Raw genomic sequence first — 14,918 nt, forward strand, 5'->3', positions numbered from 1 at the left:
GAGATTAAGCCTCTTCCTGAGCGATCTTGGTTTCGGGAGCCTCTTCGGCCACACCCTCGGTTGCGGCGGCTTCGGCCTCCTCGGCAGCCTGTTCGGCAGCCAGTTTGGCGGCCTCTTCGGCAGCGGCGGCCTTCTTGGCGGCCAGCGCTTTGGCCCGCTCCTCGTTCACCTTGGCCTCTTCGGCCAGACGGGCCTTCTCGGCAGCGGTCTTGTCGGCGCCCAGCTTGTTGGCTTTGGCTTCGATCTTGGCTGCTTTCTGCTCCATCCACTTGGCGAAACGGCTCTCGGCCTCCTCTGCGGAGAACGCGCCCTTGGCCACACCGCCCAGCAGGTGTTTCTTATACATCACCCCCTTGTACGACAGAATGGCTCTGCAGGTATCGGTGGGTTGTGCGCCTTTTTGCAACCAATCCAGAGCTCTATCGAAGCTCAGATCGATCGTAGCAGGATTCGTGTTCGGATTGTAGACTCCGATCTTCTCGATAAACTTACCATCACGTGGCGCCCTGCCATCTGCGACGACGATATGATAGAAGGCGAAACCCTTCTTACCGTGACGCGACAATCTGATTTTTACAGGCATTGTACTTGAATTTTTATGTTTTTACCGTCCCGTTCACGGGGAACGGGGCTGCAAATATAAGGCATTATTCCCGAAAAACCAAGACATCCGGGCTTTTTTGGCTCTGCCGCGGCGGACGGAACCCCTTACAGCTGCTTCACCGCCCCTTCAGGAGCCCTCACCACCTGCTTCACGCCCTCCAGTTCGTTGTCGCGCAACAGGATCGAGGAGGAGTCACCCGTCGCCTCGAGGAAGAGGGCCGGCGCCCCCGTCTGCTGGCGGAACCCGGAAATGCGTATCCGCCGGCCGTCGACGATACGCACCATAGGCATCTTCTCGGCTGGTTTCTCACCCTGGAAGTTGTTCAGCCACACATTCTCCACGTCGTCCATGATGATGGCCGGGCGCTTGTCCGGCTCCTGCGTGAAGAGCTGGATGTTCTCCATCGTGATATTCTCTGCATGGCGGATGTAAAGGCCGTGCGAAGGGGTCGTGTAACCGAACATGTTGTTCTGGGGATAGCCGGCCTCCTTTTCGGGCATCACTTTCAGGGCATGCGTCGTGGTTCCCTTGCCCATGCTGCGGATCACGATGTCGCGCAGGGTCACTCCGCTTACCCGGTGGCCGGGAACGCCCGTGATCGAGGAACTCATGAAGCCTTCGCTCTCGGCGGTGACCTGGCTGATGAGCACGTTCTTCAGATGGCGCACCTCGCCATTGCGGGCGCCGAGCCGGATGAAGATCGGGGTCATGACGCCCCGCATGACGATATTGCTGATGGTGATGTTCTCCATCATGCCGCCGTCCACCATCTCCAGCGCGATGCCCATCTCGCACGAGGCCGGATTGGTGATGCCCGTGAAGTTCGTGCGGTCCTTCACGTTGTGGGTCGGGGCCCGGCGGATGGCGCAGTTGGTGATGGCGATGTTGCGGAAACCGGCCCAGCCGGACGTGCCGAACTTTATGGCGTTGCAGTTGGTGGCCAGGATGCAGTTGGTCACCACGACATTCTCCACGATATATTTGCGGGCGCGGCTGTCGCTCTTGAAACAGAGGGCGTCGTCCTCGCTGTATATGATGCAGTCGGAGATCACCACGTTGCACGCGTCGATGTCGATGCCGTCGTTGTTGTGGTTGGAGAACGAATAGATCTTCACCCCGCGCACCTGGATGTCCTCGCTCTGCAACAGGCGGAGCGTCCAGGTTCCGGGAGCCGTGAGCGTGACGTCCTCGATGCGGATATCCTTGCTCTTCATCACCCGGACGTTGTTGAACCGGCGCCCCTTACCTTTGAACTCGGCATTGTCGCCCAGATCGAAGACCGGATCGCCGCCCTGCCCGTCTACCGTGCCGAAACCGGTGAGGGCCGCGTTCTTCACCCCGTCGAAATTCACCAGGGCCGTGGTACCCTTCGGATAATCGCCCGCCTCCTCCGAACTGCGGGTACTACCCAGCAGACGGGCCCGTTTGCTCAAACGCAGTTCGACGTTGTCCCTAATCCAGATCGCACCGGTCAGATAGACGCCGTCGGGTACGATCACCGTACCGCCGCCGGCCGCCGAACAGTCGTCGATGGCCTGCTGCAACGCCTTCGTGCAATAACTTTTCCCGTCGGGTTTGGGTTTGTATTTCATAACGTTTATCTCCATGGCTCCGGCACCCAGCCAGCCCAGGGAGAGCAAAACGACCAAAATCCTCTTCATATCCTTTCGTTGTTTTATCGTACGGACACCTTATCGGCGGCACCGCTCTTCACACGTGCCGAAGGAAGCGAAGCGATCTGCGGCGTGTCGACCGACACGCCTTCCGACCCGCCGGTCACCTCGAACCAGACAGCGGCCGGAGCGGCCTCCGGAATCCGCACGTCGCGGAACCAGACGTCGCGCACCCCTTTCAGCAGGAATACCGAAGCCCCGGCATTGCCCGCCCCAGTGACGAAACCGGTCACCGACACCTCCGCGGCATTCTCCATCAGCACGAGCGGACGCCTGTCGGCCTCGTCGGGGAAAATCTGCACACCGTCGATGCGCATCCCCTTCACGTTCTTGACATACAGGCCCGACACGGGCATGTGGCCCCACATGGTGGCCTCGGGATAGGAGGTCCGCTTCTCCGCCATCTCGACGGCGGCCATCTGTTCGGTTCCGCCCCCTTTGGTATGGATCAGGACGTTGTCGAGCACGACGTTCTCCACGAAAGCGTTCTCGACGGCCGTCACCGAAGAGGCCGTCGAAGCCTCGCGGGCGATCACGTCCGACACGGAGACATTCCGGATCGAGCCCGGGCAGGGCTTGTCGGACTTGTCTCCGGCCGCATTCCGGGCACCGAGCCGGATGAAGATCGGGGCGCGTACCTCGTCCATCACGATATTGGAGACCGACACGCCGTCGATCCGGCTGCCGTCCACGCTCTCGATGGCGATGCCGGCCAGCGGCGCGAGCGCATTGCCCCAGTGGTCGGGCTGAATGGTGGAAGCTCCCGTCCGCGCCAGCTCCTCGTCGGGGCGGCCCGCCTTGATGACCGAATTGCTGAAAACGATGTTGCGGAAATCGCCCAGCGTCTCCGTTCCGATCTTGAAACCGTTGCAGGAGCTGGTCAGGATACAGTTGGTCACGGTGACATTCTCGCAGGCACGCGACCAGTACTTCTGCACACGGTTCTTGAGCACGATGGCGTCATCGGCCGTGTAGATGTCGCAGTCGGAGATCGTCACGTTGCGCGAGGCCACGATGTCGATGCCGTCCGTATTGGGACCGTGCAGGTAGTTGCGGATTTTCACCCCGCGGACCATCACTTCGTCGCACGCCAGCAGGTTCACCGTCCAGCTCTCGGAGTCGCGCAGGGTGACCCCTTCGATCCGCACGTTCCGGCACTCGGTGAGCAGGATCAGATTGCCCGGGGCCAGACGACGCCCCTTGCCGTCGGTGGGATGGTCGTGCCTGAACGTAGTCACCCAGCCGTACTGACGGCGCGAACGGCCCAGATCGGCCGCCACCCAGAACGAGGAACCCCGGCCGTCGAGCGTTCCCTCGCCCACGATGGCGATGTTCTCCGCCCCGGTGGCCCGGATCAGGTTGTAGGGATCGTAATCCTCCATGCGGGTGCTGCCCAGCAGCGTCGCCCCCGCCTCGAGCCGCAGGGTCACGTTGTCCTTCAGATAGAGCGTGCCGCTCAGGTAGAGGCCAGCGGGAAGGAGCACTTCGCCCCCGCCTGCGGCGGAACATTTGTCGATGGCTTTCTGGATCACTTCGGTGCAGAGAGTCTGCCCGTCGGGCTTCGCCCCGGCCCGGGTGACATCGACGGTCACGCCCAGGGCGATCTGGGCAGCGAACAGCATACACGCTGCCAGCAATTTCATTTTCATCATGTCGGTTTTTTCAGGGTTGGGAACACAAAGATGGGGAAAAAATTCAGAATTCAAAAAAATAGCCCTATCTTTCGGACACCTGACTAACAAACCCTTGAAAAAATGAAGAAAACGATTCTGTGGGCGGCACTCGCCCTGTTCATTCCGGCCCTGCTGCGGGCCGGAGAGAAACCGACCCGGCACACATTCGACGTAGTGGTTTACGGAGGCACCTCCTCCGGTGTCATCGCGGCCTGCGCCGCCGCCCGCGAAGGGGCGAAGGTGGCCCTGCTGGAAGAGACCCGTCACCTGGGCGGCATGACCAGCAGCGGGCTGGGCAATGTGGACAAAGGAAAGGAGACCACGATCGGGGGCTACGCCCGGGAGTTTTTCATCCGCGTGGGGGACCATTACGGCATGGGAGGAAAACCCTGCTGGAAGATGGAGCCTTCCGTGGCCGAAAACACGTTCGTCGCCATGGCGAAGGAGGCGGGCGTGCAGATCTTCTACGGAGCCCGTCTGCTGGAGAAGAAGGGCGTGGAGTGCAAGGGCGGTAAAATCCGCCGCATCGTCATGGAAAACGGCGACAGCTTCACGGCCCCGGTCTTCATAGACGCCACGTACGAGGGCGACCTGATGGCCTGGGCCGGCGTATCCTACACCGTGGGCCGGGAAAGCATGAAGGAGTACGGCGAACCAGGAGCGGGCGTACGTACCCGCACGGACCTGCCGGTGCGGAAAGTGGGGGCCAAGCGGATCGCCCAGATGAGGGAAGAGTACAGGAACTTCCCCTACGACTACTATTTCGGGGAGGCGGGCGAACCGGGCGAAGCGGACAACAAGGTGCAGGCCTATTGTTTCCGCCTCACGCTGACCAACCGTCCGGAGAACCGCGTGCCTTTCACCAAACCCGACAACTACGATCCCGTACGCTACAAGGGAACGCTCGACCGGGTGCTGAAGACGAACGTAACCAGGCTGGACGGCGTGTACACCTTCTACCACATGCCCAACGGCAAGACTGACATCAACCACATGGACCTGAGCAACGTGTCGTGGGGGTATCCGGACGGCAGCTATGCCGAGCGGCAGAAGATATGGCAGTACCACAAGGACTACCAGATGGGGGCGCTGTGGTTCTTCACCCACGACCCGCGCGTGCCCGAAGCGCTCCGCCGGGAGGCCTCGACCTGGGGCTTCGCCAAGGACGAGTTCGCGGACAACGGCCACTGGCCGCGTACGCTCTACATCCGGGAGGGCCGCCGCATGAAGGGGGCCTACGTGATGCGGCAGCAGGATGCCTGGGAAAACGCGACGAAGGAGGATGCGGTCGGCATGGGCTCCTACTTCATGGATTGCCACAACGTGCAGCGGACGATCACGCCCGACGGCCGGCTGATCGTCGAAGGGAACATGGGGATTCCCGTTGAGGGCGTACAGGGCAAATTCTCCCACCAGCCCATGAAACCCTACCAGATTCCCTACCGGAGCCTCACGCCGAAAGAGGAGGAGTGCGAAAACCTGCTGGTGACGATCTGCCTCTCGGCCTCGCACGTGATTTACGGATCGCTGCGCATGGAGCCCGTCTATATGATTGCCGGACACGCGGCCGGCGTGGCGGCAGCACAAGCGGCCAGGGAGAAAACCGCCGTGCAGCGGATAGACGTCCCCGGCCTGCAGGCCCGGCTGAAAGTGCAGGGCCAGGTGTTCGAATACACCGACCCGAAAAAGAAATAGGAACGGAACATCCGGATAGACGAAGGAGGGGGCAGCTGCCCCCTCCTTCGTCTATCCGGCCCCCTTTTGCCCTGCCGGCCCGTTTCTCCGGGGCGGCAATGTCCAAACGCGCCGTACGGCTACGGGACTATTCGTCCTCGTGCCACGACTCCACGCCCCGGATCGTCCGGTGCCTGGGATCGAAATAATATGTATGCTGGTATTCCAACAGGAACGGACACGGCCGGCCGGCCCAAAGAATCGTCTCCACCTTCACGGACGACAGCACCCGCTTCAACTCCCTCACATAGGGGTCGTCCGTCTGCGCGATCCGCCTCTCCATCGAATCGATCCGCTCCCTGTACCGCCGGTCCTCTTTCTCCCATCTCGCCACAGCCTCTGCCGAACAGTTCCGGATGCTCGGCCGCATGAATCTCCAGACCATTTCCAGGTTTCTCTTGTCATATTCCGTCTCGGTCAGCACCGCATTGGACAGGTCGTCGCCGACGTAGAAACAAATTTTGACGGATTTGCTTTCGGTCATCTCGGGCGTCCACCGGAAACGTTTCCGTATCCGCTTCACCAGTTGGGGCAGGACGGAACCCGTGTCCAGACTGTCACGGTTCCATATACGGATAAATCCCCTGCGGCCGGCCGCCGTAAGCGTCGAATAATCCTTCTCCTCCGCGGTCGCCACCACTCCGCCCCGCACCGGCCACGACCGCTCCCGTTCACAGATATGCCCCAAACTGTGCCAATAACTTTCATAAACATGGCGTCCGTACTGCGCATACAGCGTATCGGTGTACCAGTCGGCCCACACGCGCCCGTCCCGGCACTTCGGTCCGAAATGATCCGACAGGTCGAGAAGTTTCTCGTCGCACCATATCTCCGTCAGGTAGAGGCTGTCGTTCTCGATCAGCCAGGTGGCTACATAGCCCCGATAACAGGCCGTAGAACCGCCGACCCTCCTTTTGGCCATCTTCTCGATAGTCAGGTTCTGCTGTGCAAAATAACGACCCAGAGGTTCGTCGCACAACTCCATCGTATCGCCTTTCACGACGAGCTGATCTTTCACCTGCGGAGTGGACAGTGCCCCGTACCCGCCGAACGACAACAATATCGACAAAAGAATCGCTTTTTTCATAATCGCATTCTGTTACGGTCGGTAACAAATATAAAAAATTCCGACAAAAAAACAGTGTTTCCCGGGGCCGTAGTTCGTCATGCGAACGCACACGCGCTCTCCGAATACGGGACACCCCGCCGGACGACAGAACCCGTATTCCTGCTCCGGAGTCCGCTTCAACCGCTGCCGTTCCCTCCGTCCATCCGTTCCGGCCAGCCCCCCCCCCGTACGCCGCCCGGCAACACGTTCCTGCAACACAACCGACAGATTATTTTGCAGATTCGGAATAATTACGCTAATTTTGAGCCCTGACAAAAACGGTTCCGTAGCTCAGTTGGATAGAGCAACAGCCTTCTAAGCTGTGGGTCGAGCGTTCGAATCGCCCGAGAATGCAACCTGCAATCGTCTGTAAATATAGCAATTACAATCACGACTTTTTCTCGTTTCTCTTTTCTGAAAATTTTGGTTTACACACTGGTTTACACTCTTTGTGTGAATCGAAGTGTTGGTTAATAAATCAGTTAATTATTTGGTATTATAAATTGCTTGTTGTGCTGTCGGCCGTAGCGTGACTGTACACACATATCTGTATAAGTATAACTCCATAGAAAGCTATTAAACAAAGAGGACAAACATTTGCAAGGGGTCTTAAATAAACCCCTTTGCAAAAGTCTGTCCTTTTCTGATAGTTGTCAGTTTTGCTATCCCTCCAACACTTTCCAGAAACGTTCGGGTAGGTAGATGTTCTCCACCTCCATTGCTTGCTTGAATAGAGGTGCAATCTCTTCGACTCGAAAGCCTGCTATTCCACAACCGATCTCCGTTACCAGAAATTTCAGTTGCGGATTTCGTTTGGCAAACTCGATAAATTCATCCACGTATGGCTTAATGGTCTCCACACCGCCCTGCATGGTGGGTATTCCATAACTTTGACCTTGTAGTCCGACACCTTGTCCCCACACAGCACCGAATTTTTGATAAGCCAGCCGTGCTGCACCACCTCCGTGTTGTCCTGCCAGATTGCTCCCAAAAACGAAAATCTCATTAGGTTGGAGCGTAACGATATGATTGGATGCTATTCTCATAACGGGTCTGTTTCTTCAAAAATAGGAAAAAGGACAAACATAGAAAAGAGTCTAAATAAACTCTTTTTTAATTAACTACTTAGCCCTATTTTTATATAAAAATTGAATTATGAATCATAATAATTCTGGAAATTATCAGTACCCCTATTGTTTGATACGAATATCATCAAAATAGTATATTATTGTGATTTGATTACTATGTGAATATAAATAAAAAATACATATATTTGATTAATAAACTGACATGAACTTATAACAAAAACTAATTATGAAAAAATTACCTTTCATTGTCTTTTTCCTTATTGGCTCATTATACATATATGGGCAAGGTTCTGATTCTTTAAAAGTTGATATAAAACCGCTAACTGAGATTCAGCGCGATAGTTTGTTAACAAGCATAGAAAAAAATGTCTCGGATATTACAAATGATGCTTTCTGGAAAAATCAAATTGGTAGATACAAAGTATATAGGACAACGAATATCTATATTTCGCTAAAATTAGATACTTGCACGGGATGTGTAACAATGCTTCAAATTGGGATAGACAAGGATTCTGATCGAATGGAATGTTCTGTTTGTAATGCGATTAATTCCGATTCTGACGTAATTGGCAGATATGAATTGTATCCAACAGGGAATAATTATAATTTTATTCTTATTGATACTATATTTGGCTGGGCATATCAAGTACAGTGGAGTACTCAACGCGAAGAATGTGGTAGATGGAGAATTTGGTAATAAATTAACTTCTAAAAAAGGACAAACTTATGCAGAACGGTATAATCTAGACCGTCTGCACAAGTCTGTCCTTTAATAGTTAAGAACTCTATTTTATCCGTTTGTAAAAGTGGGTTCCTGTCGCTACGTAGGTGTCAGTTTTTTCCTGATAAAATAACACTAATTGATCGGCCGTGTTATTTTTGATTTCACAAACAAAATCGAGATTATTATCAACTTTATGCTTTACTGTCAAAGTATTGTTAGAGATTGAGTAGGTAAAGCGATTATCGACTTTAGGCTCTCTGTTATCGGCATAAGTCGTCCATATGCATGTTCCATCACCATTAAAAGTGTAAGACCAATAATAACCATATTCTTGTCCATTAAAAGAGAGAGGGTAATCGTTTGAAGCACTTGTGTGTGTTCCATCGTTATAAACAATAGATCCTCCGTCACGAGTGATTTGCCATGTTCCAATTATAGATACTTCTTTGCTATCCTCATCTTTGGAACAAGAATATAAGGCAACGACCATTAATATGGTCAAGAACGAGAGTATTCTTTTCATAAATGAATGCTATTTTATCCGTTTGTATGTTTCTGTACCCTCAGTTGTGTAGTAATCATTTTGGATGTGGTAAAATAATATGAGTTGATCAGATGACAGTTTTTTGATTTCGTAAATATCCTGATCACCATATTGGCTTTGCATGATCAATTTGTTCTCGGAGATGGAATAAGTATAATATTTAGGATCATCATCTTCATCCGATATTCCGATTTCATAAGTTTTATTTACGCACGTTCCATCATTATTGAAAGTGTATGACCAGCAAAATCCATTTTCATGTTCATCGAAAACGGGGTAGTCTTCCGACCATTGATAATGTGGCTTTCCACTATTATCAAATTCCGTCCCTTCGGAATGTGTGATCTGCCATGTTCCGATTATTGAAGGGTTTTCGTCCTCATCTTTCGAACAGGAAGAGAAAGCAACGGCAGCCATCATCACAGCCACAAACAAGAATAGTTTTTTCATGATATAAGAATAAGTTTGGTTGCCACTCAGCCCCTGTATGGCGATTAATCCAAAAAAGAAAGCGCAGGGCTGAAAACTTACTTTAGTTGAACAGGTCGTAGGAAACCTAATAGCATAAAATAAGCAACAACCCCGCGCCCATATCCAGGTGGATAAGAACGCGGCAAGATGCTTGCCTACTCTCCGCTATTAATCGAATTTCCTACGTTCGTTCAACGAGAATAAGCTACACTTTCCGTGTTTGTCAGTATGTTACCGCAAAGATAACCACGCCAAACTAAAAAGCAAAACATCTTACCCGAAGGGGTTGTTGCAGGGTGTAAAATTGAGTGTAAAGTTCTGAAAAATCAATATTGAAAGACAAGTATGTTATTTCCAGATTGGGGAATCATGACCGCACAGGAAGAGAATTTAAGCCAACTTCTATGCAATAACACGCCTATCGTGAAAACCGAAAGAGAGGTTACGAAGATTATGCATACATAAAAACAAAAATCGGGATAACGCTTTAGTGAGACATTTTGTAAATGTCGCATCCTCAGACATTACCCCGATTTTATAAGATAGAGTATCGTGCGGCTATTCTTCGGCGATCTTTTGGATCACGCTGTCGAGACAGATGGCCTGCCCACTCGTTGAACGTCCCCACCAGAAACAGCCGTACTCTTCGATCACCACTTCACCCTCTTGTTGCAACCGTTCGGCCAACCACGAATCAATGAGCCACCACTCCAGTACCTCGTCCGTAAATGGATCAAGATATTCCAGAGAGATCAAATTTGCCTGTATCATCTCTTCTACGACTGTGCTTTGATTCTTCAAAACACAGTTCTCTACGATTCGTTGCGCATTCATCGGATAACCTGTTTTGAAGTACTCTTTAATAGCAAACGGTTGGTCAGACTTGCCAGGTTGTATTGCCCGAATTCATCGAGAAGTATCATGTCGTCGGCGGTTGGTTGGGCGTAACATTGTTCTACTCCGAAGAAGTCGTTCATGTAATGGTAAGGGATGAAGAGTTGGTTTCTCGTGTCATGGCCTATGATGATCTCGGGATCGCGATAACGAACACCCTTTATTTCGATGTGCCACACAAGTGAAACAATGTTGAATTTCCCGATGCGCCCCGTCACTACTGCTTGGACTGATCTGGGGTTTAAGAGGCGTGGTTTTGGTTCTTTTAATAGGTCACACAGGATTTCTGCTGCCCGTTCATTTAATGTTCTCATGGTCTATATGATTTAAGTTATTCCCAACTATCTGTTGAAAAATAACTCCACATATATCCATGAACAATGACAGGAAATCATTCGGTTTTCCTCCCGATATGGGGAGGGGGATTGATATAATGTATCTGTGTGTGCAGAATATATAATTGGACTGCTATGCTACCGACTGATGAACCGACCACGAATGATCGTGAGGCAGGCTATCGTTTTACCGTCGATCTTAGGGGCGGTCTCTTTTACTTCGTATCACTTGGAAAGGTCGGATGCTTTCGCGGTTCGCTTTATTCCTAATGTGTCGTATATCCGTTGCAGTTCGGCTTTTATCCTGCTTTTGGATATGACCGTTTGTTTGGGTAGGGTGGTATTTATCATCTTTACGATCTTGTATTCATCGCCTACGGACAGATTCTTAACCAACTCTCTTTTGATATTGCAGACATGGTATTTGAGCGCCTGTACACGACTTACCCCCAGCTTCTCGTAAGCCTGTTTCACCAACGGGTATTTGGCTGCTATCCGAGCGCATAGTTCCTCGTGGTTATCCAGTGAAAAAAACGGTTGGGTCGTTTTCAACCTGTGGTATTCGTCGAACAACTCTTGAAACGTTACCCGTGCACTCGGTTTGGTCGTGATTTTCTCAATTACACGACTGTATGAGTATTGGGTTATCCTGTACCCGTTACGCTGTAATTCGTCTGTAAGGTTTACATAGGTGCGGTATATATGACGACTGATCTTGAAGTTGACAATATCCATGTTGGCGAGGTTTCGATCCACCACCAGACGATTATTTTCGATCCGCACATATTGTTCATTTATGTAGGGGATTTTAGATAAGGTTTTAATGCGTGTCGCTTCGCTCAGCCCGTTAATCTCCGCGGCATATTCCTCGGCGTCCCGCAAGGTTTTTTTCGTAGCCTCGACAAATTCATCCAATGTGATCTCCCGACTATATTTGGTCGTTGAGTAGACATGAATAATCTCTGTTTTGTATTTTGAATTTCGGATGCGTCCGCAGATTTGGGTGAAGAGGGTGGATATATCCAGTAAGGTATGCGCTTTTCGTCCGTCGCTGACAATGAATGTGACGCCTCTTTCATCGTAGATATCGCATCCCTCGAAGCAGGTCGAGGTATAGAAGTTGATTTTCCTGACAGGATCGGATGGTTGACCGATAGGATAGCTCTTGCCGAGTTTCCTCTCATTCCCCGCTTTTGCATCCCCAGAAGTCGAACAGACCACCTTAACGGATTCAGGGGATAGTTTTAGATCGTCGAGCACTTTGGCGATAAACTCCACGCTGTTCACGAAGATATGCAGATTGTAGGGTAGATCATTCTCTAACACTTTCGCGCACTCCGACATGATATATTTATCGGGCTTGGTAGTTTGGCGGGAACGTATATTGATTTCGGTAAGGTGCGGTCATTCAATCTCGCAGATTGGTATATGCTGCAACTCTTCCAAAAGATATTCCCGTTCGATGGGCGTAGCTGTCATGTAAGTGACACGAGAGAATTTCGATGCTTCCGAAAACAATTCTTTGATTGCTCGATGGCGGAACGAATAGGAGTTGAACAGTACGTGTCATTCATCTACTAATAAGAATAAGTCCTTGTAAGGGTCGATTCCTGTCGCCTGTAATGCTGCGATGGTGCGGGGTAATGAATCGTAGGTGGTGGCGATCTTTAATGGAGTATGCGTTTGGGCATATCCGATGATGTCTTGTTCGGTAACTCCCTCATAAACTCCCAGTACGGGAATGCCATCTTTGCGGTAAAGGGTTTTGTTCTTCACCAATGCCACGTAAGGCATGGCGATAATTGTGGGGATGCTATTACGGATTGCCAGTTCGGTAGCACCGCATCCTGTCTGTTTCTTATTAAATAAACAGTTGATAGGAATTTCGGTCATGAAGTCCGAGAGATAAACGGCTCTCTCGGGAGCCTTGATAATTTGATTTTTCATAATATTAGATAATTAATTGATAGACAAATATCTCTTCATATAAAATCTTCTATATTTTTTTATCTTGTATTTATCTCATTAAAGACAATTTTCATTTCGTACTCAAAAAATGTGGAAAACAGGAATGTCGAAAAGGGCGAAAGGATTCGCCCCTGTCGAACGTGAGAAACTTTGTTTTTAATGGAAGTAGAGGGATGAATCATCCTCTGAATAATTACTTAAATATACGAAATTTCGGTGAGATAGACAAGTTTTTCGGGTGCTATTTGCAGAGATTTTTCGAGATAATTAAGCCAAAATCATGTTGATTTAAGCACCTTTTTACGCACTTTAACTGGATTCATTGGTATTATTCGTGTGTTATTGTTCTTATTTATGGGGTAATGAACCTACAAAAAGATCTGTTAACGGGTATTTTACTATTTCGGCTGGTCTGAAATTCCTTTCGTACCATGCAATTTGGGTATATTAATGGGTATTTACATGTGCTCGATGGTCTAAAATGCCTTTTGAGCTATGCAATTTGGGTATTAACAGGGGTTTTGTACTGCACGGAACGGCATTTTATGGGTAAAAAGAGATAATTTTGGGTGTTTGACACGCTAAATGATACTATCTTACATGGAAACGAAGAACGGAAAACCCCTGCCAGCTGACTATGAGTGGTTAATAAGGGATGGAGAACAGATCGTTCACTGGGATTTGGACCCGTTGTCTCGGGATTTATGCGAGTATGTCGATGTGGCCAGTGTGTATGGGAATGGGAAAGAGGATGATTACGGACACGATGGTGCTGGACAATGGACTTCGCAATTCAGATATCGCTATTGGACAGGCAAATTTAGGATGCCCTTTACAAAAGAGGAGTATTATAACAACGACGATATCATTGCAACGGTTAAGGGATTGGGACTGGATGCTGAAAAGTTCTGGTTTGTCTTGGTGTTTATTTATGATTATGTCGAATCCTCGTTTGATGAAACGGCCGAGATTCTACAACCTGCGTCATTACTGAAAGCCATAAAGGACTTGGGCGAGACGCTGGAAGAGGATTTTTCGGATCAAGAGATTGAGATAACCATGAAGAGGGGCAAAAAGAGTGTTGAGATTTTGCCAGTGGTGAAACGGGCAATCCTGCAATGGTTGCAGGAGACCTATGAGCGGGACTGCAAAGACAGGAGATTTCTGATTTATGGGGCTGATTGTGTACGTGTCGACCACGCAGAGATCAATTCCTCGTATCGGATTTATCGGGCAGTGACGATGTATCGGGATCTGTTTTCAAACTTGTTGGGTAATAAACGTCCGAAGCAACCCGACAAAGAGGTTTCCTTAAATCGGCTGTTGCTGATTTCGAGGATCTGTTACTTCTATAAATTCACAAAAAATAAGAACTTTTTATATGGTGATGATTCAATAAAAGGCATTATAAAGTCTTGTAAAGGGCGTATTCCGCCCTCTAAACCAGCTTGTTATTGGTAAATTACAATAAAGGGAGTAAAAAGAGCTCTTGATTTTACTCCCTCTAATTCGGAGCGAAAAAAGGAAATCTTTGTGGTGTTGAACAACATTAATAACCCATTAAAAAATTAAAATTATGGAAAAGATTTCTCAGATTTCAACCGAACAGAACATGGTAAACAACGCGGCTATTGTTGACGCTAAGGCCCCGCAGACGACCACTCGCCGTCGCCGCTCGAATGCACTGCCCGTTTGGAATGTCATTGCCCAGGCACGCCCTGTCTTTAATGTGCAACTGGAGAAGAGCAATGCCGTAAAACTGAAATGCATTGAGAAGTTCATGCATGCCACTTATGCGGACGCCGACAAATTCTGGAGCGATTTCATGGAACAGGTAAACGTCCTGCTCGACAGTCGCAGATTCTGGCGTGAGTGTGAGAGCATGGGATGTAGGCCCGAATATGTAGCTGAGCATGTTGTGTTTCTCGGTAGCGCGATGATCAAGAAAGTGTTGAAAGAGGGAGTAGCACGCATCTTGGGAAGTGACGTACAACTTTACAAGGAGCGTTTTACACCCGAAGAAGCCAACCGTTTCCTGCTGGATGATGTTAAGCGTCCCGCATACACTCCTGAAGCTTAACGTATAGGCTTACATGATGGAA

General features: G+C 50.2%; 15 protein-coding genes. 4 read left to right on the plus strand and 11 right to left on the minus strand.

What is annotated here, in order from left to right; genetic code table 11:
• Positions 1-4: 4 nt before the first annotated feature.
• The 3 genes from INF32_RS08130 to INF32_RS08140 form a co-directional block, all read right to left on the minus strand.
• Positions 5-583 (minus strand): 30S ribosomal protein S16, encoded by a 579-nt coding sequence (locus tag INF32_RS08130; protein WP_226387842.1) that lies wholly within the window; start codon positions 581-583, stop codon positions 5-7.
• A 125-nt stretch (positions 584-708) separates the two neighbouring features.
• On the minus strand, positions 709-2,265 hold the full coding sequence (locus tag INF32_RS08135) for a glycoside hydrolase family 28 protein (protein ID WP_226387843.1): 1,557 nt from the start codon (positions 2,263-2,265) through the stop codon (positions 709-711).
• Between the two features lie 14 nt (positions 2,266-2,279).
• Complete coding sequence (locus tag INF32_RS08140) at positions 2,280-3,926, minus strand: glycoside hydrolase family 28 protein (protein ID WP_226387844.1); 1,647 nt, start codon at positions 3,924-3,926, stop codon at positions 2,280-2,282.
• A gap of 105 nt (positions 3,927-4,031) precedes the next feature.
• Here INF32_RS08140 and INF32_RS08145 point away from each other — a divergent pair, with 105 nt between their 5' ends.
• A complete protein-coding gene (locus INF32_RS08145) occupies positions 4,032-5,645 on the plus strand; it encodes an FAD-dependent oxidoreductase (RefSeq protein ID WP_226387845.1) in 1,614 nt (537 codons plus the stop codon).
• A gap of 127 nt (positions 5,646-5,772) precedes the next feature.
• Here the strand turns inward: INF32_RS08145 and INF32_RS08150 are convergent, their stop codons facing one another.
• Positions 5,773-6,771 (minus strand): hypothetical protein, encoded by a 999-nt coding sequence (locus INF32_RS08150; protein WP_226387846.1) that lies wholly within the window; start codon positions 6,769-6,771, stop codon positions 5,773-5,775.
• Positions 6,772-7,454: 683 nt separating this feature from the next.
• Positions 7,455-7,838 (minus strand): A1S_2505 family phage non-structural protein, encoded by a 384-nt coding sequence (locus tag INF32_RS08155; RefSeq protein WP_226387847.1) that lies wholly within the window; start codon positions 7,836-7,838, stop codon positions 7,455-7,457.
• Between the two features lie 268 nt (positions 7,839-8,106).
• Between INF32_RS08155 and INF32_RS08160 the strand changes: the two genes are divergently transcribed.
• Positions 8,107-8,577 (plus strand): hypothetical protein, encoded by a 471-nt coding sequence (locus INF32_RS08160; RefSeq protein WP_226387848.1) that lies wholly within the window; start codon positions 8,107-8,109, stop codon positions 8,575-8,577.
• Between the two features lie 88 nt (positions 8,578-8,665).
• On the opposite strand, the gene INF32_RS08165 is transcribed toward INF32_RS08160, so the two are convergent.
• From INF32_RS08165 to INF32_RS08190, 6 genes are all read right to left on the minus strand, one after another.
• On the minus strand, positions 8,666-9,127 hold the full coding sequence (locus INF32_RS08165; protein WP_226387849.1) for a lipocalin family protein: 462 nt from the start codon (positions 9,125-9,127) through the stop codon (positions 8,666-8,668).
• A 9-nt stretch (positions 9,128-9,136) separates the two neighbouring features.
• The gene (locus tag INF32_RS08170; RefSeq protein ID WP_226387850.1) at positions 9,137-9,598 is read right to left on the minus strand and encodes a lipocalin-like domain-containing protein; all 462 of its coding nucleotides are present in this window, start codon (positions 9,596-9,598) and stop codon (positions 9,137-9,139) included.
• Positions 9,599-10,177: 579 nt separating this feature from the next.
• Entirely contained in the window at positions 10,178-10,453 is a 276-nt protein-coding gene (locus INF32_RS08175) for a hypothetical protein (RefSeq protein WP_226387851.1), read from the minus strand.
• Positions 10,450-10,827, minus strand: coding sequence for a hypothetical protein (locus INF32_RS08180; protein WP_226387852.1), 378 nt, complete (start codon positions 10,825-10,827; stop codon positions 10,450-10,452). Before INF32_RS08180 ends, INF32_RS08175 begins: the two co-directional genes overlap by 4 nt.
• Positions 10,828-11,073: 246 nt before the next feature.
• Entirely contained in the window at positions 11,074-12,135 is a 1,062-nt protein-coding gene (locus INF32_RS08185; protein ID WP_226387853.1) for a hypothetical protein, read from the minus strand.
• A gap of 279 nt (positions 12,136-12,414) precedes the next feature.
• Positions 12,415-12,795: a hypothetical protein gene (locus INF32_RS08190; RefSeq protein WP_226387854.1), complete on the minus strand. Its 381-nt coding sequence runs from the start codon at positions 12,793-12,795 to the stop codon at positions 12,415-12,417.
• 621 nt (positions 12,796-13,416) lie between these two features.
• On the opposite strand from INF32_RS08190, the gene INF32_RS08195 reads away from it, so the two are divergent.
• Together INF32_RS08195 and INF32_RS08200 are read left to right on the plus strand one after the other, a co-directional pair.
• On the plus strand, positions 13,417-14,277 hold the full coding sequence (locus INF32_RS08195) for a hypothetical protein (protein WP_226387855.1): 861 nt from the start codon (positions 13,417-13,419) through the stop codon (positions 14,275-14,277).
• A gap of 115 nt (positions 14,278-14,392) precedes the next feature.
• Complete coding sequence (locus tag INF32_RS08200; RefSeq protein ID WP_226387856.1) at positions 14,393-14,896, plus strand: hypothetical protein; 504 nt, start codon at positions 14,393-14,395, stop codon at positions 14,894-14,896.
• Positions 14,897-14,918: the final 22 nt, after the last annotated feature.

The sequence above is a fragment of the Gallalistipes aquisgranensis genome (assembly GCF_014982715.1).
Taxonomy (GTDB): Bacteria; Bacteroidota; Bacteroidia; order Bacteroidales; family Rikenellaceae; genus Gallalistipes; species Gallalistipes aquisgranensis.